The sequence below is a fragment of the Bacillus sp. FSL K6-0042 genome (assembly GCF_038006685.1).
In the GTDB taxonomy this organism is placed as follows: domain Bacteria; phylum Bacillota; class Bacilli; order Bacillales; family Bacillaceae_G; genus Bacillus_A; species Bacillus_A pseudomycoides.
In genome coordinates, this window is record NZ_JBBOVS010000001.1 from 4,580,905 (window position 1) to 4,601,763 (window position 20,859).

The window sequence follows — 20,859 nt, forward strand, 5'->3', positions numbered from 1 at the left end:
TTTTGTATCTGTATAACGTAAAGAAAAGCGATACTTTAGCGAATACGTATTTCTGTTTTACTATCAAAGAAATGTGCTTTATTCATATCAAATGCAAGTTTAATTTGGTCACCATGTGCAAAAGTATGTCTTGCATCAACGCGCGCTGCAAAATCTTGATTTCCAAGTTTCGTATATAAAATAGATTCTGCGCCTAATAGTTCTGCAACTTCAATTTGAGTTGTAAATGTTGTCCCTTGTGAAGCCTCTAAAAATAAAAGTTCATCATGAATATCTTCTGGACGAATCCCTAGTACCACTTCTTGATTCACATAACCTTGTTCACGTAACAATTTCATTTTGCCTTCAGATACTTTGATTTTTACCTTATCATCTATAACAAAGTCTTGTTCTGTTAATTTACCACGGAAGAAATTCATTGCAGGTGAGCCAATAAATCCACCAACGAAAATATTTTCTGGTGTTTCATATACTTCTTTTGGTGAGCCAATTTGTTGTATTTTTCCGTCTTTCATAACGACAAGGCGTGATGCCATTGTCATTGCTTCTGTTTGATCATGTGTTACATAAATTGTTGTTGTCCCAAGTCTTTGATGTAGTTTAGAAATTTCTGAGCGCATCGCTACACGTAATTTTGCATCTAGATTTGATAGCGGCTCGTCCATTAAGAAAACTTTTGCATCACGGACAATCGCACGACCTAACGCAACACGTTGTCGTTGTCCGCCAGATAAAGCTTTTGGTTTTCGATTTAAATATTCCTCAAGCCCTAAAATCCGAGCTGCATCCGTCACACGACGATCGATTTCGTCTTTTGGTATTTTACGAAGTTTTAAGCCGAATGCCATATTATCATAAACACTCATATGTGGATAGAGCGCATAGTTTTGGAAGACCATTGCGATATCTCGATCTTTTGGAGGAACATCATTCATTACCTTACCATCAATTGAAAATTCCCCTTTTGAAATATCCTCAAGTCCAGCTACCATTCGTAATGTTGTTGATTTTCCACATCCTGATGGACCAACGAATACGATAAATTCTTTATCTTGAATGTGTAAATTAAAGTCTGTTACTGCTGTTACGTTATTATCATAAATTTTATAAATATTTTCTAACTTTAGTTCTGCCATGATTTTTCCCCCTAGAGAAATTGTGCAAACGTTTTCTTTGTGTTCATTATAAACGAATGTATTTGAAAAATAAATAAAAATGATGCAAAAAAATAAAACGTTTTCATAAATGGAGGGGGAATATTTAATAAATAAAGCCTCTTCTCTGTGAAAATGGGCTAAATTAAAACAGAAAAATGTAAGCGCTGTTTTCATTTGTTTTAAAATCTGTTATCATTCATTAATGAAAACGTTTGCGCCTGGATTTTTCGATTTAAAAATGAAATGAGGTAGCATGATGGAAAAACAATGGTGGAAAGAAAGTGTTGTATATCAAATTTATCCACGTAGCTTTATGGATAGTAATGGTGATGGAATTGGTGACCTTCGCGGAATCATTTCAAAGCTTGATTATTTACAAAACTTAGGTATAGATGTAATTTGGTTATCACCAGTCTATGAATCTCCCAATGATGATAATGGCTATGATATTAGTGATTATCGTAATATTATGGATGAGTTTGGAACAATGAACGATTGGGACGAATTATTAAGTGAAATGCATCAACGTGATATGAAATTAATGATGGATTTAGTTGTTAACCACACTTCTGATGAACATAATTGGTTCATCGAATCTCGTAAGTCAAAAGATAACCCGTATCGAGATTACTATATTTGGCGTCCTGGGAAAGATGGAAAAGAGCCAAATAACTGGGAAGCGGCTTTTAGTGGATCTGCTTGGCAGTATGATGAAGCGACAGATGAATATTATTTACATTTATTCTCTAAAAAGCAACCAGATTTAAATTGGGATAATAAAATAGTGCGAAAAGATGTTTATGAGATGATGGAGTTTTGGCTTGAAAAAGGAATCGATGGTTTTCGTATGGATGTGATTAATTTTATTTCTAAAACAGAGGGATTACCAACTGTGAAAACGGAGAAAGAAGGTTATGTATCAGGCCATCAATACTTTATGAATGGACCAAATATTCATGCATACTTACATGAAATGAATCAGAAAGTATTGTCGAAATACGATATTATGACTGTTGGTGAAATGCCGGGTGTAACAACAGAGGAGGCTAAACTGTATACAGCTGAAGAGCGTCAAGAATTACAAATGGTATTTCAGTTTGAACATATGGATTTAGATTCTGGAAAAGGAGGAAAATGGGACGTAAAGCCATGCTCACTCTTAACGTTAAAGCGTAATTTAACAAAATGGCAGAAAGCGTTGGAACAAACAGGATGGAATAGTTTGTATTGGAACAATCATGACCAGCCCCGTGTTGTCTCACGTTTTGGTAACGATAAAACATACCGCATAGAATCAGCGAAAATGTTAGCGACGGTACTTCATATGATGAAAGGTACTCCTTATATTTACCAAGGAGAAGAAATTGGGATGACAAATGTTCACTTTGATTCGATTGATGAGTACCGAGATATTGAAACGCTGAATATGTACCGTGAAAAAGTAATAGAGCGTGGTGAAGATGAAGAAAAAGTAATGCAATCGATTTATATAAAAGGACGAGATAATGCTAGAACGCCAATGCAATGGGATGATGGAAAGCACGCTGGATTTACAGCTGGAGAACCATGGATTGCATTAAATTCTAATTATAAAGAAATTAATGTGACACAAGCGTTGCAGGATAAAAATTCTATTTTTTATTACTATAAAAAATTAATTGAACTTCGTAAAAAACATGAAATCATTGTGTATGGAACATATGATTTAATTTTTGAAGACCATCCATCTGTTTTTGCTTATATGCGGACATGGAAAGATGAGAAAGTACTTGTCATTGCGAACTTTACTGAGAATGAGTGTGTATTTGAAATGCCAGAAGAGGTAAATTATAATAGTTCAGAATTATTGATACACAATTATGATGTACAAAATGAAACAATTAAGAGTATCGATTTACAGCCATATGAAGCGAGGGTATACAAGTTAAAATAATGAAAAGCCTTGAGTCAGAAATGACACAAGGCTTTTATATTTTACCATTTCAAAATTGAAAATCCATATGGTGGAAGTGCAACCTGTAATGAGTCTGCTTCTGCTGAAAATTCTTCGTTTGTATATAAATTTATAATTTTTTTACCGGCGATATCAAAAGGTATAGGAGCTGAAATCTCTTGGTTTGTTGGATTTAAAACAAAAAATATCGTTTCTTCTCCGTATATTTTCGTATAAGAAATGTAACCTTGTTCATCGTTTGCTTCAATACATTGGAATAATCCATGTCCACCAAATGCTTTATATTGTCTTCGTAATGAAATTAATGTTTGTATATGCTTAAATAATACTGTATCTTGCTTATCTTCATCCCAGACCATACATTTCCGGCACCCAGGATCCATTCCACCATCCATACCGATTTCATCACCGTAATAAACGCATGGTGAACCGATGAAAGAAAGATGGAATACATAAAGTAGTTTTACTTTATTTTTATTTCCTTTACAGGTTGTTAAAACTCTCGGTGTATCATGACTGTCTAATAGATGAAAAGCAGCTTCGTTTACGTTCATGGAATAAGAGTGAAGAGAAGCTGTAATTTGTTCCATAAATTCACTTGCCCCAATTGTTTCGTTTGCAAAGTAAGAAAGCAGGGCATTTGTAACAGGATAGCTCATGACGGCATCGAATTGATCACCTTGTAACCATGGCTGAGCATCATGCCAAATCTCTCCTAAAATATAGACTTCAGGGTTAATTGCTTTTATTTCACTACGGAATTCTCTCCAAAAGCTATGATCAACTTCGTTTGCTACATCGAGGCGCCAGCCATCAATGTGAAACTCTCGCACCCAATAACGCCCTACTTTGAGTAAGTATTCTTTTACATCTGGATGGGCTGTATTTAATTTAGGCATATATGGTGTAAAGGCGAAGGTATCGTAGTTCGGAAGTGGCTCTGTTACAATTGGAAATTCGTGAATATGAAACCAGTTGGTATAGCGAGATTGCTTTCCTTTTTTGAGAACATCTTGAAATTTATCAAAGAAATATCCGCTATGATTAAAAACGGCATCTAGCATTACTTTTATACCTCGCTTGTGGCAGGCGTTAACAAGTTTTTTAAAAGTTTCCTTCGTCCCAAATTGCGGATCAATTTCCATGTAATCAATTGTGTCATATTTGTGATTAGAGTGTGCTGTAAAGATGGGAGTGAAGTAAATTCCGGAAATACCAAGCTTTACAAGATAATCAAGGTGCTGGATAACTCCAGCGAAATCTCCGCCAAAAAAGTTAGTAGTTGTTGGATCAATGCTCCCCCAAGGAAGAGTATCTGCTGGATTACATGAAGGATCTCCATTAGCAAAACGTTCTGGGAAAATTTGGTACCACACTGTATCTTTTATCCATGAAGGAGTTCTAGAAACATCCTGTTCATGAATAAATGGAAAGCAAAAAAAGTTGCCAACATCATCATTAGGTGTTTCAGGGAAAAAGCCGCGTTCTGTATAGACGATCGTTTCCGTATTATTTTTTAGTTCAAATCCATATCGTAAGCGCTTAAAGTTCGGTTCGATTGAAACGAACCAATAATCAAATAAATCTGTTGAGCCGCTTTTTTTCATCGGTATGTTTGCTGTGATCCATTTCCCATCTTGCCATTCATAAGGATCGCCATGAATGAGTGAGGCGATATCTACATCATTTTTTTTTGTACGCAATCGAATATGGAGCGTTTTTTCATCGTAAGCGTATGCGTAATTATCTTTCGGTCTATGGTATATTGCTTCTTTAAACATATAGAAAATCCCCCTTTGATATCTCTATAAATAATAATATATTGCAAACGATTGCTTTTTATATAACTTCAATATTGCTTATAAGGGTAGTATTCATTTTACATAAAGTCAATGGATATAAAGAAAGACTTCATAAATTTTTTGAAAAATACATAAAGAAAATATTTGCAAAATATATAAAAGAATGTATAATGATAGACAAATAGCGCAAACGTTTTCATAGATTGGAAGATTGTTTGCGCTTCTATAAAACTTGTAAGTGCAAACGTTTTCATTTTAGTCGATTATTACATATATAACTTAGGGAGGTTTTGAGGGTGAAGAAAGCATTATCATTATTAACAGTTTCAGCTTTGACAATTGGTATGTTATCGGCATGTGGTCCGAAAGATTCAGGGAAAAAGGAAGCGAGTAAAGAGAAGAAAGATTATGACCTTCTTGTTTGGGAAGATCTTAAAAAAGGTCCTGCATTAGAACCAGCGGTAAAGAGCTTTGAAAAGAAATATAACGTGAAAGTAAAAGTGGCTGAAATTCAAATGACGGATCAAACAAAAAAACTACGTCTCGATGGTCCAGCAGGTACAGGTCCTGACGTTGTAACATTACCGCATGATCATATTGGAAATGTTGTTACTGAAGGTTTAATTGATGAAGTAAAAGTTGATGATGCTGTGAAGAGCAAATTTACGGACTTATCTATAGAAGCTCAAACATATAAAGGGAAATTATATGGTTTGCCAAAGGCGATCGAAACACCTGTATTTATTTATAATAAAAAGCTTATGCCAAAGGCACCAGAAACAATGGATGAATTATATAATTTCTCGAAAGATTTCACAAAAGATGGTAAGTACGGATTTTTAGCACTAGGAGATAATTTATATTTTGCAAATGCATTTATGGCTGGTATGGGAGGATATATATTTGGTGAGAAAGATGGAAAACCGAATACAGCCGATATCGGATTAAATAGTAGTGGCGCGGTACAAGGGATGGAATATATTCAAAAATGGTACAAGGAGAACTTGTTCCCAAAAGGTATTATTGGTGAATCTGGTGGGGCAGCTGCAGATGGATTGTTTAATGAAGGAAAAGCTGCATCCATTATGAATGGTCCATGGGCATTTCAAGCTATGGAGAAAAACGGAATTGATTATGGTGTAGCACCGATGCCAAAATTACCAAATGGTCAACCGATGAAAACTTTTGTTGGTGTAAAAGGTTGGCATGTAACAAGCTTTTCAAAAAATAAAGATTTAGCAACGAAATTTGTTGATTGGGTAACAAATGAAGAAAATGCAAAAATTCGTTATGAAAAATCAAAAGAAATTCCGCCTGTAAAATCATTAATGGAAGATCCAATGATTAAAGACAGTGAAGCTGCAAAAGCAATAACGAAACAGGCTGAGACAGGTATTCCAATGCCGAATATTCCAGAAATGCAAGAAGTATGGGAGCCTGCAAGATTTGCATTAGAGTTACTTGCAGCTGGAAAACAAGAACCAAAACCAGCACTTGATGAAGCTGTGAAACAAATTAAAGGAAATATTGAAGCAAACCATAGTAAGCAAAAATAAGACGGAATTCGTATCTCTTATAAAGAAGGGATACGAATTCTCCTCCTTCCAAGGGGAAGAAAAAAGGGGGAAGAAATATGCAAGCATCCATTGAACCAATGCAAGAGGTAAATGGTTCAAAACACCGCAAAACAGCCGCGATGTTGTCAATCATTCCAGGTATAGGTCAAATATACAATAAACAATATGTAAAAGCTCTTATCTTTCTTGTATTAACAGGTTCATTTATCGTAGCATTTGCGGATTTGTTAAATATGGGATTGTGGGGAATTGTTACGCTTGGTACAGAGGTTCCTCGGGATCATTCTATCTTTCTATTAGTAAAAGGTATTTTAGCACTAATTGTTATTGCATTTGGACTAGGAATATATGCTTTTAATTTATATGATGCTTATCAAAATGGGAAAAAACGTGATATAGGAATACCGTTAAATTCTGTGAAAGAACAATACCGTAATTTATTAGATCAAGGTTTTCCATATTTGATGGTTTCTCCAGGATTTCTGTTATTAATTTTTGTAGTTGTGTTTCCAATTATTTTCGTATTCTTAATTGGATTTACAAACTATGATTTATATCATTCACCACCTGCGAAACTAGTAGAGTGGGTTAGTTTTAAAAACTTTGTTGATATTTTCACTTTACCAATGTGGAGAGATACATTTTTAAGCGTATTCTCTTGGACTGTGATTTGGACATTTGTTGCAACGACATTGCAAGTAGCACTTGGTATTTTCTTAGCAATATTAGTGAATCAGCCTGGTATTAAAGGGAAAGCAGTGATTCGTACAATCTTTATTTTACCGTGGGCAGTTCCAGCATTCGTATCCATTCTTGTCTTTGCTGGTATGTTCAATGAATCATTTGGAGCAATTAATAATCAAGTGTTAGCATTATTTGGGATTGAAAAAATTGCTTGGATGACAGATCCGTTTTGGGCAAAAATCGCTTTGATTTTTATTCAAACATGGCTTGGTTTCCCATTTATTTTTGCAATGGCAACAGGAATACTGCAATCGATTCCAGGAGAATTGTATGAAGCAGCTACAGTAGATGGGGCAACTGCATGGCAACAATTTCAAAAAATTACATTGCCGCTTGTTTTGTATGCAACAGCGCCAGTCTTAATTACACAATATACGTTTAACTTTAATAATTTCAGTATTATTTATCTATTTAATGGCGGGGGGCCTGCTGTTTCAGGACAAAATGCAGGTGGAACAGATATTTTAATTTCCTGGATCTATAAATTAACAATGACATCAGCGCAATACGGAAAAGCAGCGGCACTTACGATGATTTTATCGTTAATTGTTATTTCAGTGGCGTTATGGCAATTTAAAAGAACAAAATCATTCCAAGAAGAGGATATGATGTAAATGAATATAAAACGACAGAAGATGTTACGTCTTTCATTAAGTTATTTCGTCATTTTCATAATGTGTGTCATTATTTTCTATCCATTATTATGGATTGTTGGCTCATCGTTTAATCCAGGAGATAGTTTATCAGGATCAAGTATTATTCCGAAAAATGCAACGCTAGATCATTATCGAGACCTACTTAATCTTGATAAGAGTAATTATTTACTTTGGTATAAAAATACACTGAAAGTCAGTGTATTAACGATGATTTTCTCGGTACTATCCATTAGTTTCACTGCTTATGCTTTTTCAAGGTATCGTTTTGTCGGAAGAAAGAATGGATTATTAACGTTTCTAATTCTACAAATGATACCGAACTTCTCAGCGTTAATCGCACTCTATGTATTAGCGCAGTTGACTGGATTAATTGATACACATCTTGCATTAATTTTAATTTATGTCGGTGGAGCAATTCCGATGAATACGTGGCTTATGAAAGGATATTTTGATACGATTCCAAAAGAATTAGATGAGTCGGCTCGTATGGACGGAGCAGGGCACTTCCGTATTTTCTGGCAAATTATTATGCCGCTCGCAAAACCAATTGTGGCAGTTGTAGCTTTATTTACGTTTATCGGTCCGTTTACAGATTTTATTTTAGCAAGCATCATTTTACGCACACCAGAGAATTATACGTTAGCGGTTGGGTTATATGAAATGGTAGCGAAAAAATTTGGTAATGAATTTACAACATTTGCAGCGGGTTCGGTATTAATTGCTATACCGATTTCAATTTTGTTCTTATCATTGCAAAAATATTTTATTTCTGGTTTAACAGCTGGAGGTACGAAAGGATGAAAATGGGACATTATGTCCCATTTCTCTTTTTAGGGAGAATTTCGATTCATATGACATTGTAAGGGGAAAGATGTGAAAAAAATAGTATATTATAGTATAGGAAAATAAGCTTGTATCCCTTACAATACATGAAGAGGGAGAATATTAGTTTACATTAATATAATTTTTTGAGGAATGAAATAAAGTAATGGCGGCTTTCGTTTTCTCCTACTACCTGTAGAACTGCAGGATAAAAATAGATATGAATGAAGAATTAGAAGAGAGGAGGAGATTTTATGACAGTTACAATTAAAGATGTAGCGAAAAAGGCAAATGTTGCACCTTCCACTGTGTCTCGTGTAATTGCTGATAATCCAAGTATAAGTGAAAAAACAAAGCGCCGTGTCCGTAAAGTAATGAGCGAACTAGGGTATCATCCAAATTTAAATGCGAGAAGCCTTGCGAATCAAACAACAAAAACAATCGGTCTTGTTATGCCGAGTTCTGCAAGTAAAGCATTTCAAAATCCATTTTTCCCAGAAGTAATTCGAGGGATTAGCTCGTTTGCACATGTCGAAGGTTATGCGTTGTATATGTCAACTGGTGAAACAGAAGAGGAGATTTTTAATGGCGTTGTGAAGATGGTACAGGGTCGTCAAATCGGCGGAATTATTCTTCTTTATTCACGTGAGAACGATCGTATTATTCAATATTTACATGAACAAAATTTCCCATTTGTTTTAATTGGAAAACCATACGAAAGAAAAGATGAAATTACATATGTAGATAATGATAACTATACAGCTGCAAGAGAAGTAGCGGAATACTTAATTTCACTTGGACATAAACAGATAGCGTTTATTGGCGGTGGTTCTGATTTACTTGTTACGAAAGATCGTTTAGCTGGAATGAGCGATGCTTTAAAACTAGCTGACATTATGTTGCCAGATGAATATATTTTACATTTTGATTTTTCAAGAGAGGGTGGTCAGCAGGCTGTAGAAGAGTTAATGGGACTTGAAAAGCCGCCGACGGCAATTATGGCAACAGATGATTTAATCGGTCTTGGGGTGTTAAGTGCGCTTGCCAAAAAAGGGCTTGCCGTACCAAAAGATGTTTCAATCGTGAGCTTTAATAATGCTTTATTATCTGAAATTGCGAGCCCACCGCTTACAACTGTTGATGTAAATATTTATCAATTAGGGTATGAGGCTGCAAAAGCGTTAGTTGATAAGGTGGAGCATTCCGAATCCACTTCAAAATGCATTATTATTCCGCATAAATTACTGAAGCGCCAAACTTGTGATCATGATGCGTAAAAAGCTAAGAGTGTTATCTCTTAGCTTTTTGTTTTAAAAATTCTTCTAAACGATCGCAGCCTTCTTTTAGTGTTTCCATACTATAAGCGTATGAAAGACGAATATACCCTTCACCATACTCTGAAAATGCTGTTCCCGGAACAACAGCGAGTCTAGCTTCTTTAACAAGATCAATGGCAAAATCAAATGATGAGGATGTAAGATTTCCAACGTATGGGAATAAATAAAAGGCACCAGTTGGCTTCTCAACAGTTAAGCCCATTTGAATCAGTCTGTTGTATACGTAATCACGGCGTTTTTTATATTGATGACGCATCATTCGCGGTGCATCTTTTGCTGCTGTTAACGCTTCGATTGCAGCGTATTGTGCGATTGAAGTTGCACATGTAACGTTGTATTGATGAACTTTCAAAATATGCCCTGCTAAATAGCTTGGAGCAAATAAAAGACCGATGCGCCAGCCTGTCATTGAATGTGATTTTGATAGTCCATTAATGACGATTGTTTTATCACGCATTTCTGGAAAATGAGCGATGGATGTATGACTATCTTCATATACAAGCTCGCTATAAATTTCATCAGAAAGAACGAAAATGTTTTTATCTTTTAAAACAGATACAATATCTGTTAGTTCTTCTTTTGACAGTGTAACACCAGTCGGATTAGAAGGATAAGGTAAAACGATGCATCTTGTTTGATCTGTAATTGCATTTTGAATCGCTTCTGCTGTTAATCGAAATCCAGTTTCACGAACATCTACAAACACAGGGATTGCCCCGCACAGTCTAATAATGGGTTCATAGCCTGGATAAATAGGAGCTGGTAAAATAACTTCTGTTCCAGGTTCTAAAATAGTACGAAATGTAACATCGATCGCTTCACTAGCACCGATTGTAACGATGGTTTCGTTTTCAGGTGAATAGTGTAAATCGTAATTTTCCTTTAGAAAATGACAAGCTGCATTGCGTAATTCTAATAGGCCGGCGTTGTGTGTATAGCTCGTATAGTTTTCTGTAATCGCTCGTTTAGCAGCTTCTTTGACTAAAGAAGGAGTTGGAAAATCAGGTTGTCCAATTGTTAAAGAAATGAGATTATCATAGTTTTGAATCATATTAGAGAATTGACGAATACCAGAAATTTGGATATCCTTCACTCTAGGATTAATGAATTGTTCCATTTTGTCTCCCTTTCTTCCGCTTACAAAATTTCTTTTATTTTATCATAAATTTTATATTTTCGCTTTGGAGCGCAAAAAAAAAAGCCGCTTAAAGCGACTTTTTAATACCCATATTCCCAATCTATTTCATCTTCATTCCAAAGAACTGAAGACACTTTTCCAAGGTGTACCACAGATTCATTCACAGCGCATGTGCAATTTTCTTCCCCAGCTTTGTCTTGCAATTCTTCGTATACTGATTTATCCACATTTTCGAGAACGACCAAATTCTCCTCTTTTAAAACAAGCGTAGTTCCTGTCATAGTTATCATCCTCCTACTAAAATAATAATCACTTCTTTGTACACGTAGATAGTATGGATTATATGCTGTATGTTATTATAGTTGTCTGTTTATTGGACTATGTTTTATTTTATTTGTTAACCCGTATTCATTGTATACTGCATCATGGTAGTTTGGTACAGGGTTTACAATCATTTCGGAAAGTTGTAACATTTCTTAACGTTTATTCACAAATAATTTACAAATATGTTAAGAAAAATCTAAATTTTAAAACAAAAGCAACTGTAAAATGATATAATCATATCAAAATACATATAGGGGATGAGAGGCTATGGAGCTAATTCGTGACTTAATGATCCAAGTCGCGATCATTATTTTGCCACTGTTTTTATATGAAGCGATTCGTCTAAACCGTTATCAAGATATGCTTCCAAAGCCCAATCGCTATTTTATTATGTTCTTATCTAGTATTACGCTTGTTCTCTCTATGACGTATCCGATTTGTTTTGTCGATGTTTGTAGTTACAATTTCCATGCGATTCCGATTATGAGTGCTTTTTTGTATGGTGGGATTGTAGGGATTATCCCAGCTTGTATTTTTATTGTATACGAATGGTTTTTGAATGGTTTACAGTGGTTTCGGGTAATAGAAGTTTTATGTCTTGCAATCATTCCTTTCCTGCTATCAAAAAAGTGGCCTGTTTTTCCGAGAGAAAAAAAACTTATTGTGGCCCTTATTATTTCATCTTTGTATGTTCTTGTCGGTTTAGTGTGTAGTATGTTTGGGATTTTACTGAGAGTAGGCTTTACGCCACCTATGTCGCATTTATATAGTGGATACATATTTGCTTCCTTTATTATGGTTATGACAATGGTATTTCAAGTGTATTTAACAGAGTATTTAAATGAAAATGCATTGTTACGTACAGAAATGCAAAAATCTGAAAAGTTAAACATTGTAAGCGAGCTAGCGGCAAGTGTAGCACATGAGGTGCGAAATCCCCTCACAGTTGTTCGGGGGTTTATTCAGCTATTAGAAAGTACAGAAGATATGAAGAATAAGGACTATATGCGTCTTGTACTAGCTGAGCTTGATCGAGCCGAACAAATTATTTCGGATTACTTAAATTTAGCTAGGCCGCAAATTGAAAAAAAGGAACATATATGTTTATCAGCGCAGCTCATAGAAATGACTACTTTAATGTCTTCATTTGCAGCTATGCAAGGCGTTTATTTACAAGTTGAAATTTCTGAGAACCTTTATACAATTGGTGATAAGACAAAGTTAAAGCAAGCAATTATGAACATCGTTAAAAATGGAATTGAAGCGATTCAAGAAAACAAAGGGTATTTAAAAGTAACCGCCATTCAAAAAGATGATGTGATTATAGTGCGAGTAAAAGATAGTGGCGTTGGAATGACGAAAGAACAGCTAGCAAGGCTTGGACAACCGTATTATTCATTAAAAGAAAAAGGAACGGGCCTAGGGCTTATGGTTACCTTTAGTATTTTACAAGCACATAATGGTATGCTGGAATATAAAAGCGAGAGTGGAAAAGGAACGGAAGCAATTATTACATTACCAGCAGTTAGAAATAAGGAATAAAAGTTACCGATATAAGGTAACTTTTATATTTATCTATATAAATTCAAGTTGAAAAAACGACATAAACTCCTTCATTTTAGTTGGGAGAGAGGATCCAGCCATGCATAGAAGCAGTCAGAGCCTTTTCCTGCCCCATGCCAAATAAAAATAGAAAGAGAAAACAACTAACGGTTACTTTTTCTGCTTCGCGTGAGCGACTTATATGTCGAAAAACTAAAATAGATTTATATACGTGAAAATGAAAGGCTTATAAAGCTTCTACCTTGGATGATGAAAAGCTAACGATGAAGGTTTTCTTTTATTCATTTGTTTTTTCTGGTTTGACTCGAATAAATAAATTTTTAAATGATTGAAATAAGCTTTGCTCCTTTGAGGCGGCGATTAGTCGTTTTGTTTCTTGAATTTCACGAATGACTTGCATAAGCTGTGCATCTCGATTGTTGTCTTTATTGTAAACGTGATTGACAAGCTTGTTCATTTTTTCTTCTTGCTTTGATTCACGCTTATACATATGATTCATCAATAAGTCCATTTTTTCTTTTTGTAGGGCATCTGTTTGAGCTGCGTGATCAATAAGCTCTTGCAGCATTTCTTCTTGTGTACCTTCTTTTACATAAACTTGTTGCATTAATTCATCTAGTTTTTCATCTTTTAAGCGGTTTTGTGTAATTAAGGTAGAGTTTTGATGAATAATTGCTTCGTTTAATTGGGCGAGCATCTCAAGTTTTAACATGAATTCTTCAAAGTTTCGGTCTTCTTCTTTCGCATGTACTTCTTGATTTTGTTTTAACATCGGTACAGGTGGACTGTCTTTTTCTTTTAAAATGATAGGAATTGTTTCTGTAATATCTTCTTGCAGTGTGGCTGCTCGTTCGTGAATTGATTTTAAAAGCTTCATATCATCCATTTTATATATACGAGCATCAGCGGTTTTTGCAATCATATAACCATGTTGTTCTAAAAGTTGACTATATTTTCGAACTATGTGTTTCGGGATTCCTGTTTTATTTGTAACATCCTTCGTTTTATATGTCGCCTCCATAACATTTCCTCCCCAAAAAGTATCGTATATACAAATTCCATCTTTTATTTAGACTTCCTTTGAAAAAGAATGTCGGAAGTCTAGAAGTTTTCTACATGATTAGCAAAAAGTTGCATAAAAATGAATGTTTTTGGCGTAAAGGGGAGGAAGGGATAAAATAATGTCTGAAAACATATATGGAGGAAGTTTGTTATAATAGCCTAGGAAAAGAAATTGGGTCGAAAAACGGAGGTACATATATGAAACAATTAAAAGGCATTATCATTTCAATTATTGCTATTCTTTCTATTTTAGTTGCTGTCTATGAAGCGTTTATACCAGCAGAACCAAAGAGTAAGAAAGAAGTTACATATGATCAAGTTCTAGAATTTCCAAAAGAACGTTATCCAGAGACGGGGAAACATATTGCAGATGCGATTAAAGAAGGGCATTCTAAAGTATGTACGATTGATAGAAGTGGTGCAGCTGATAGAAGAAAGTTGTCTCTAGCTCCATATCCAGCAAAAAAAGGGTACGATCGTGATGAATGGCCAATGGCAATGTGCAAAGAAGGTGGAAAAGATGCGCATATTGAATATATTAACCCTGCTGATAATAGAGGCGCAGGTTCATGGGTGGGAAATAAGCTAGATAAGTACCCAGATGGGACACGTGTGAAGTTTGAGGTTAAGTAGTAGAAGGGAATGGTGCTTGTGGAATTAACAATTTCCTACTCACAATTAATCGTGATGAATTATGATGGGGAACAGCCTTATGTAGACTGGACGAATGAAGATTTTGAGAGAGGATACGCTGAAGCAGAAGGAGTAATTATTTTTGAGGCACTTTCTGATTATACGTGTGAAATCAAAGCAACAGTTGGGAAGCGTATTGAGAAAGAAGAGACAATGAGAACGATATCAGTCCCTTTTAGGGTGGGGGACGAAGGAGTTTTTGTAAGGAGTATTTTTTCTGACAAATTTCCTATTTCAATTCCAAAAGGTGATTATCTGTTGGTACTACAAGCAATACCGCTTGAGGAACCAACAGATGATGAATTGTACAAGATACAATATGAATTGTTTTTTGAAGAGAAAGAGTAAAAAAAGCTACGGTATCGTGGCTTTTTCTTTTAAACTTCGTTACAATGAAGAACGGAAGAAGGTGTAAATATACGCCAAGTTTGCGGCGTAATCTTATCGTTTATTGGATCGGCTGCTTTTCAAAATCGTGCGGATTAAGTTTGGTTATTCTATTTATGTCTCTTTATATAGAAGAACTAGGAATTGATGATGTGAATAAATTAGCGTAATTGTCAGGAAGTTCATTTTATTTTTATTTGTACCACCTTGTTATTGGCGATGAACGCTAGTTGAAATATAGAATAAGGGTATCCTTTTAAAGGACACCCTTATTTCCTTATGCGTTTGTTTTTAGAAGAGAGCGGGCCTCTTTAGCAGCTTGAACCATATGCTCTAAAGCAGGTATAACTTCTTCTGTTCTTCTTGTTTTTAAACCACAGTCTGGGTTAATCCAGAAGTATTTTGGATCACATACTTTTAAGGATTGTTCTACAATTGTATACATTTCATTTTTACTTGGAACACGAGGGCTATGAATATCATAAACTCCTAAACCGATCCCTTTTTCATATGTTGTATGTTCTAATGTATGAATAAATTCGCCATGACTTCTTGATGTTTCGATAGAAATAACATCGGCATCTAATGCACGAATTGCATCTACGATATCTTCGAAGTTACTGTAACACATATGTGTGTGAATTTGTGTTTCATTCGCTACAGAAGAAGTTGCTAGAAGGAATGATTGAACAGCCCATGTAATATATGCGTTCCAATCTTTTTCTTTTAGCGGCATTCCTTCGCGAAGTGCTGGTTCATCGACTTGAATAACACGGATACCGGAAGATTCAAGCAATTTAATTTCATGACGAAGTGCTAATGCGATTTGGTAAGAAACTTCTTTTCGTGAAATATCATTCCGAACGAATGACCAGTTTAGAATGGTCACAGGACCTGTTAACATGCCTTTTACAACTTTATCTGTAAGGCCCTGGGCATATGCGGTTTCTTTAATTGTCATCCCATTAATAAAGGCAACATCACCATAGATTACAGGTGGTTTTACACAGCGAGAACCGTATGATTGAACCCAACCATTCTTAGTGAAAGAGAAACCAGCAAGTCTTTCGCCAAAGTATTCTACCATATCAGTTCGCTCAAATTCACCATGAACGAGCACATCAAGGCCGATTTCTTCTTGATATCGAATCCATTTTTCAGTTTCTTTTTCAATAAATTGTTCATATTGTTCATTTGTAATGTCACCGCTTCGCCATTGTTTACGCGTTTGACGAACTTCAGTAGTTTGCGGGAAGCTACCGATTGTTGTTGTTGGAAGTAGCGGTAACTGTAATGCTTCTTGTTGCAAAGCATAACGTTGTTCAAATGGAAGAGGACGAGAGAAATCCTCTTCTTTAAGGGTTGCTCTTGCTGTTTGTACATCTTCACGATTACGTGCAGCTGAAGATCGAATTGCTTCATGAGCGCTACGGTAAGTAGCTAATTCCGTACTAACACTTTCTGCACCCTCAGAAAGCGCGCGTTTAATAAGTGTAAGTTCTTCTAGTTTTTGATTTGCAAATGCAAGGGCATCAAATAGTTCTGTTGATAAGTGTGTTTCTTCCGTTTTATCAATTGGAGTATGTAATAAGCTACATGAAGGCTGAACGATCCATTCTTTCGGTGTAATGTGATCTTGTAATGTTTTAAATAAAGAAAGGACTTCGTCAAGATCAGCTCTCCAAATGTTACGGCCATCTATACAACCGACTGCTAAAATTTTATCGGATGGGAATCCATACTCTAAAACTGTGTTTACATTACCTTCTTTACCGTGAACAAAGTCCAATCCAATGCCGGATACAGGAAATGTAATAATTTCTTCATAGTTCTCTTCTACACTATCAAAATAAGTTTGTAAGACAAGAGTTGCATTTGGAACGCTTTTACGAATTGTCGCGTAAAGTTCTTTCGCCTCTGCTATTTCTTCTTTTGTTAAAGATGCAAAAATTGGTTCATCAATTTGGATGAGTTTTGCACCAGCTTCGTGTAATTCAGTTAATAGCTGTACATAAGGAGCAACTAGTTGATTTAAAATAGTAGCAAATTGCTCTTGTTTATATCCTTTTGCTAATTTTAAGAATGTATAAGGTCCTAATATAACTGGTTTTCCATCAACGCCTAATTCTTGTTTTGCTTCTTCGTATAAGCGAAGTGGTCGATTGTCTTTTAAAGAAATCTCCAATCCTTCTTCATATTCTGGAACAATATAATGATAGTTTGTGTTAAACCATTTTGTCATTTCGGAAGCAACGTGATCTTTAGAGCCACGTGCCATTGCAAAATATACATCAAGATAAGAAGTGAACTCTGAAAAACGAGATGGAATAAAGCCAAGCATGTAGGCTGTGTCCAGCACATGATCATAATATGTAAAGTCGCCAATTGGAACTAAATTGATTCCTTTTTCTTGCTGAGCTTTCACATGTTGAAGACGAATTTCTTTCATTGTTGTTGAAAATTGCTGCTCATCAATCTTATTTGACCAAAAAGCTTCCAACGTTTTTTTCCATTCTCGGTGTAATCCAATTCGTGGATACCCTAAATTACTTGTTTGAATTGCCATTTAAAATTCCTCCCTAATTGAAAGTAAGCATTTCCGTTTACTCGGAAATACATGTAACGAAAAGTATAAAGGTACAGAAAATAGCCCTCTCTTCTCGTTCATAACACCTAATCATCATCCGTGAGTCTATCAGTGTTGTTAAAATAGGCAGGTCTCTTGGCTTATGCTTCATATGACTTCTTTCACCTTCCCGTTTTCACAGTGGTATAGAAAAGAAGTCTCTGCACTTACAGTGGCGGGACCGCGTTGGAATTTCACCAAACTTCCCTTTTCAACACGAACTCAGAAATGTCGTGTACCTATTTTCCTTTTGAAAGGAATTTAACAAGCGAATATGATATTGAAACAAATTCTAACATAATTTTTTGAATTTTGTCTACTGTTTTAAAATAAGAATATTCATAAAATCATGACTTTCATCATTATGAAAATTATGATTTTATAAATGGGATGGAATCAAAGGTTCTATGTTTGTTTTCAACATGAATGATGAGGATTTATGTCTAAATAAGAGAGAAGAAATAATAAAGAGCATAAGGCGGTGGATGGTAGGGAGAATGATCAGTGAGGAAAATCCCCACTGATCAAGTGTCAATTTACATTCATTCCTATTTCTGAAAGGCGACCAGCACTTGCATCTTTATGGAGTTCATTTAACCAACGTAATTCAACAGTAATATGTTCAATAACACTGTTGAAAATATAAAGCTGTGCACGCGGAACATTTTCCTTGCTATGTTCGTATATGGATTGCATCGTATGTAAATATTGAATCGTGTCATCTCTCTTTTTTTCTAAAATAGGAATGATTGTTTTTTCATCACCAAAATGAGAGAAGGATAGTGCTGAATAGATTGGTTTATATATTTGGTTTTTTGCCTCGAATTGCTTTAAAAGCAGTGTATGGAAAAGTTCTCTTCCAGTTTCAGTTATATGGAAAATTGTCTTATCTGGTCGATTTGTATCTCGTACAACATTTGTAACCGCAATTGCCCCGTGTTTCTCCAATTGTTCAAAGGCGTAATAGAGGGATCCTTTTGCGTATTTAATATAACAATTCATTTGTCGTTCTTTCATTATGTGCTGCACTTCATATGGATGTTTATCTCCTTCGAGTAGCAAGCCGAGAATGACTAATTTCATGCTCACGCTGTCTCAACTCCTGTAATATAAACTTTATACATATTATAAACGGTATATCTCTTTATCGAAAGAGATATACCGTTTCATTTTGGCGTGTATTAACTTACTTGTTTCTGTTTTTTCTTTGTTCCCGTTAAGAGACGTTCTTTACCCATCAGTATAATACAGATAATACTTAGAACAGCTGGGATAAGCGCCCAGAAAAATGTATCGGCAATAGATGTCCCAAGTGCTTGTTTAATTCCATCCAATATTTGAGGTGGAATTTTTTCAGTAGCATGTGGTGACAATAAAAAGCTTGTGTCTCCACCTTTTGGTACCATTTTTGCTAATTCTGGAGGGAAAACAGCTTTTAATTTATCAGTGAAAATCTGATTTTGAATTGTACCGAAAATTGTCACACCAAGAGTCATTCCAAGAGAACGGAAGAAAGAGTTTGTTGATGTAGCAGAGCCGCGATCTCTCATTTCTAAATTGTGAATAGAAGACATACTTAAAACAGAGAATGAGAAGCCAACTCCAAGCCCAGTTAGAATCATAAAGATTGTTACGAGTGTCCGTGATGTTTCTAGTGTTAATGTGCCAAGTGAATAAATCCCAAGTACAAAGAAAATTCCAGATACGATCATAATGTTACGGTAACTTGTTCGAGACGCCAATTGTCCACCTACTTGACTTCCGACTACAGAACCGACCATCATTGGTGTTAAAATTAATCCTGCATTAGATGCTGAACCGCCAAGAACGCCTTGGACAAAGATTGGAATGTAAACTGTACAAATAATAAAAGTTGCTCCATAGAAAAAGGCAACACCTTGGCTCGCTGCAAATAAACGCTTTTTAAATAAATGGAAAGAAATAATTGGCTCTGTTGCTCGTCTTTCTACGAAGAAGAAGATAATAAGCATAATAGCAAAAGTAGCAAATAAGCCAAGAATCATATTAGAATTCCAAGCATATTCCTTACCACCAAGTTCTAGAGCAAACATTAAGCAAACAATGCTTATTACAAGTGTAATGGCACCAGTCCAATCGATTTTTTGTTTTCTATATTGTAGAGATTCTTTGTAGTACTTCGAGATGAAGAAGAAGGAAATAAGCCCTAATGGAATATTGATATAAAAGACCCAGTGCCAACTTATATAATCAGTAATATAAGCACCTAATAAAGGACCGAATACGCTTGATGTTCCAAAAACTGCTCCAAATAGTCCAGTCATTTTCCCTCGTTTTTCCGGCGGGAATATATCATACATGATTGTGAATGCAATTGGCATTAAAGCGCCGCCACCAATTCCTTGAATCGCTCTATAGATACTTAACTGTTCAATACTTGCTGCTGTACCGCAAAGAATAGAACCAAGCAAAAAGAGAAGCAACCCACCGATATAAAAACGTTTACGTCCATACATATCAGATAACTTCCCGAAAATCGGCATCCCTGCCATTGTTGCTACCATATAAGCTGATGTGACCCAAACAAATTTATCAAATCCTCCTAGGTCTCCAACAATTGTCGCCATGGCAGTGGCAACGATTGTATTATCCATTGCTGCCATTAAAATACCAAGTAACAATCCAGCAACAACAAACTTTGTTTTACTTACTTTGTTTTGAGATGCTTGTTCTTGCAAACATATTCCTCCTTTTATATAAGATCAACTGTTCTGTAGGAAAATCTTATTGGTAGTTCGTACTTTAGCATGTCTTTATGTATGACTATGATTTCACTATTTCTTTTATAAGAGAAGATAGTGCCATAAAGAAAAGCATAAATCATATTATAGTCAAATTTGACTAAAAGGCAAATTTTTTACTTTCTAGTTTTTAATATTGAAGAAACAAAAGGAAGTTATTGAATGATAGAGTGATAGCTATTTAAAATGGTTTTTTAATCACGTTGTCGAATAAGATAAAGAAGAAAGATAAAAATG

16 protein-coding genes and 1 riboswitch are annotated in these 20,859 nt (G+C 35.3%); of the genes, 8 read left to right on the plus strand and 8 right to left on the minus strand.

The genetic code is table 11. The annotated features are described in order from the left end of the window. Positions 1-35: 35 nt before the first annotated feature. On the minus strand, positions 36-1,136 hold the full coding sequence (locus MHH45_RS23705) for an ABC transporter ATP-binding protein (protein WP_016116112.1): 1,101 nt from the start codon (positions 1,134-1,136) through the stop codon (positions 36-38). A 277-nt stretch (positions 1,137-1,413) separates the two neighbouring features. Here MHH45_RS23705 and MHH45_RS23710 point away from each other — a divergent pair, with 277 nt between their 5' ends. After that, a complete protein-coding gene (locus MHH45_RS23710; protein WP_088093645.1) occupies positions 1,414-3,090 on the plus strand; it encodes a glycoside hydrolase family 13 protein in 1,677 nt (558 codons plus the stop codon). A gap of 41 nt (positions 3,091-3,131) precedes the next feature. On the opposite strand, the gene MHH45_RS23715 is transcribed toward MHH45_RS23710, so the two are convergent. After that, entirely contained in the window at positions 3,132-4,892 is a 1,761-nt protein-coding gene (locus MHH45_RS23715; protein WP_016133230.1) for an alpha-glycosidase, read from the minus strand. Positions 4,893-5,209: 317 nt separating this feature from the next. Here MHH45_RS23715 and MHH45_RS23720 point away from each other — a divergent pair, with 317 nt between their 5' ends. The 4 genes from MHH45_RS23720 to malR all read left to right on the plus strand — a co-directional run bounded on the left by MHH45_RS23720 (position 5,210) and on the right by malR (position 9,989). Continuing rightward, positions 5,210-6,469 carry a sugar ABC transporter substrate-binding protein gene (locus MHH45_RS23720; protein ID WP_003199894.1) on the plus strand — a complete coding sequence of 420 codons (1,260 nt, stop codon included), beginning with the start codon at positions 5,210-5,212 and terminating at the stop codon, positions 6,467-6,469. 77 nt (positions 6,470-6,546) lie between these two features. After that, on the plus strand, positions 6,547-7,848 hold the full coding sequence (locus tag MHH45_RS23725; protein ID WP_016116109.1) for a sugar ABC transporter permease: 1,302 nt from the start codon (positions 6,547-6,549) through the stop codon (positions 7,846-7,848). Beyond that, positions 7,849-8,691, plus strand: coding sequence for a maltosaccharide ABC transporter permease MalD (malD, locus tag MHH45_RS23730; RefSeq protein WP_016116108.1), 843 nt, complete (start codon positions 7,849-7,851; stop codon positions 8,689-8,691). It abuts the gene before it with no gap. A gap of 275 nt (positions 8,692-8,966) precedes the next feature. Further along, the gene (malR, locus tag MHH45_RS23735; protein WP_016116107.1) at positions 8,967-9,989 is read left to right on the plus strand and encodes a maltose operon transcriptional repressor MalR; all 1,023 of its coding nucleotides are present in this window, start codon (positions 8,967-8,969) and stop codon (positions 9,987-9,989) included. A gap of 13 nt (positions 9,990-10,002) precedes the next feature. On the opposite strand, the gene MHH45_RS23740 is transcribed toward malR, so the two are convergent. Together MHH45_RS23740 and MHH45_RS23745 are read right to left on the minus strand one after the other, a co-directional pair. Continuing rightward, a complete protein-coding gene (locus MHH45_RS23740) occupies positions 10,003-11,166 on the minus strand; it encodes an aminotransferase A (RefSeq protein ID WP_003199898.1) in 1,164 nt (387 codons plus the stop codon). 101 nt (positions 11,167-11,267) lie between these two features. Further along, the gene (locus MHH45_RS23745; protein WP_003199899.1) at positions 11,268-11,468 is read right to left on the minus strand and encodes a hypothetical protein; all 201 of its coding nucleotides are present in this window, start codon (positions 11,466-11,468) and stop codon (positions 11,268-11,270) included. A gap of 310 nt (positions 11,469-11,778) precedes the next feature. On the opposite strand from MHH45_RS23745, the gene MHH45_RS23750 reads away from it, so the two are divergent. Continuing rightward, entirely contained in the window at positions 11,779-13,053 is a 1,275-nt protein-coding gene (locus tag MHH45_RS23750) for a sensor histidine kinase (protein WP_016116106.1), read from the plus strand. A gap of 298 nt (positions 13,054-13,351) precedes the next feature. Here MHH45_RS23750 and MHH45_RS23755 read toward each other — a convergent pair whose 3' ends face one another. Beyond that, positions 13,352-14,095 (minus strand): DUF3967 domain-containing protein, encoded by a 744-nt coding sequence (locus tag MHH45_RS23755; RefSeq protein WP_003199901.1) that lies wholly within the window; start codon positions 14,093-14,095, stop codon positions 13,352-13,354. A gap of 239 nt (positions 14,096-14,334) precedes the next feature. On the opposite strand from MHH45_RS23755, the gene nucA reads away from it, so the two are divergent. Next, positions 14,335-14,769 carry a DNA-entry nuclease gene (gene nucA / locus MHH45_RS23760; RefSeq protein WP_016116105.1) on the plus strand — a complete coding sequence of 145 codons (435 nt, stop codon included), beginning with the start codon at positions 14,335-14,337 and terminating at the stop codon, positions 14,767-14,769. A gap of 18 nt (positions 14,770-14,787) precedes the next feature. Beyond that, the gene (comJ, locus tag MHH45_RS23765) at positions 14,788-15,177 is read left to right on the plus strand and encodes a competence protein ComJ (protein WP_033671489.1); all 390 of its coding nucleotides are present in this window, start codon (positions 14,788-14,790) and stop codon (positions 15,175-15,177) included. A 316-nt stretch (positions 15,178-15,493) separates the two neighbouring features. On the opposite strand, the gene metE is transcribed toward comJ, so the two are convergent. The 3 genes from metE to MHH45_RS23780 all read right to left on the minus strand — a co-directional run bounded on the left by metE (position 15,494) and on the right by MHH45_RS23780 (position 20,559). Beyond that, positions 15,494-17,782 (minus strand): 5-methyltetrahydropteroyltriglutamate--homocysteine S-methyltransferase, encoded by a 2,289-nt coding sequence (gene metE / locus MHH45_RS23770; protein WP_016116103.1) that lies wholly within the window; start codon positions 17,780-17,782, stop codon positions 15,494-15,496. 129 nt (positions 17,783-17,911) lie between these two features. Beyond that, a riboswitch (cobalamin riboswitch) is annotated at positions 17,912-18,100 on the minus strand. A gap of 273 nt (positions 18,101-18,373) precedes the next feature. After that, positions 18,374-18,931: a PadR family transcriptional regulator gene (locus MHH45_RS23775; RefSeq protein ID WP_016116102.1), complete on the minus strand. Its 558-nt coding sequence runs from the start codon at positions 18,929-18,931 to the stop codon at positions 18,374-18,376. Positions 18,932-19,023: 92 nt separating this feature from the next. Continuing rightward, positions 19,024-20,559 (minus strand): MDR family MFS transporter, encoded by a 1,536-nt coding sequence (locus tag MHH45_RS23780; protein WP_016116101.1) that lies wholly within the window; start codon positions 20,557-20,559, stop codon positions 19,024-19,026. Positions 20,560-20,859 lie beyond the last annotated feature (300 nt).

What these genes read in the sequence shown, in the direction of transcription:
- MHH45_RS23705 (WP_016116112.1), bottom strand. Translation starts at nt 1,136, where the DNA reads ATGGCAGAACTAAAGTTAGAAAATATTTATAAAATTTATGATAATAAC.
- MHH45_RS23710 (WP_088093645.1), top strand. Translation starts at nt 1,414, where the DNA reads ATGGAAAAACAATGGTGGAAAGAAAGTGTTGTATATCAAATTTATCCA.
- MHH45_RS23715 (WP_016133230.1), bottom strand. Translation starts at nt 4,892, where the DNA reads ATGTTTAAAGAAGCAATATACCATAGACCGAAAGATAATTACGCATAC.
- MHH45_RS23725 (WP_016116109.1), top strand. Translation starts at nt 6,547, where the DNA reads ATGCAAGCATCCATTGAACCAATGCAAGAGGTAAATGGTTCAAAACAC.
- malD (WP_016116108.1), top strand. Translation starts at nt 7,849, where the DNA reads ATGAATATAAAACGACAGAAGATGTTACGTCTTTCATTAAGTTATTTC.
- malR (WP_016116107.1), top strand. Translation starts at nt 8,967, where the DNA reads ATGACAGTTACAATTAAAGATGTAGCGAAAAAGGCAAATGTTGCACCT.
- MHH45_RS23740 (WP_003199898.1), bottom strand. Translation starts at nt 11,166, where the DNA reads ATGGAACAATTCATTAATCCTAGAGTGAAGGATATCCAAATTTCTGGT.
- MHH45_RS23745 (WP_003199899.1), bottom strand. Translation starts at nt 11,468, where the DNA reads ATGACAGGAACTACGCTTGTTTTAAAAGAGGAGAATTTGGTCGTTCTC.
- MHH45_RS23750 (WP_016116106.1), top strand. Translation starts at nt 11,779, where the DNA reads ATGGAGCTAATTCGTGACTTAATGATCCAAGTCGCGATCATTATTTTG.
- MHH45_RS23755 (WP_003199901.1), bottom strand. Translation starts at nt 14,095, where the DNA reads ATGGAGGCGACATATAAAACGAAGGATGTTACAAATAAAACAGGAATC.
- nucA (WP_016116105.1), top strand. Translation starts at nt 14,335, where the DNA reads ATGAAACAATTAAAAGGCATTATCATTTCAATTATTGCTATTCTTTCT.
- metE (WP_016116103.1), bottom strand. Translation starts at nt 17,782, where the DNA reads ATGGCAATTCAAACAAGTAATTTAGGGTATCCACGAATTGGATTACAC.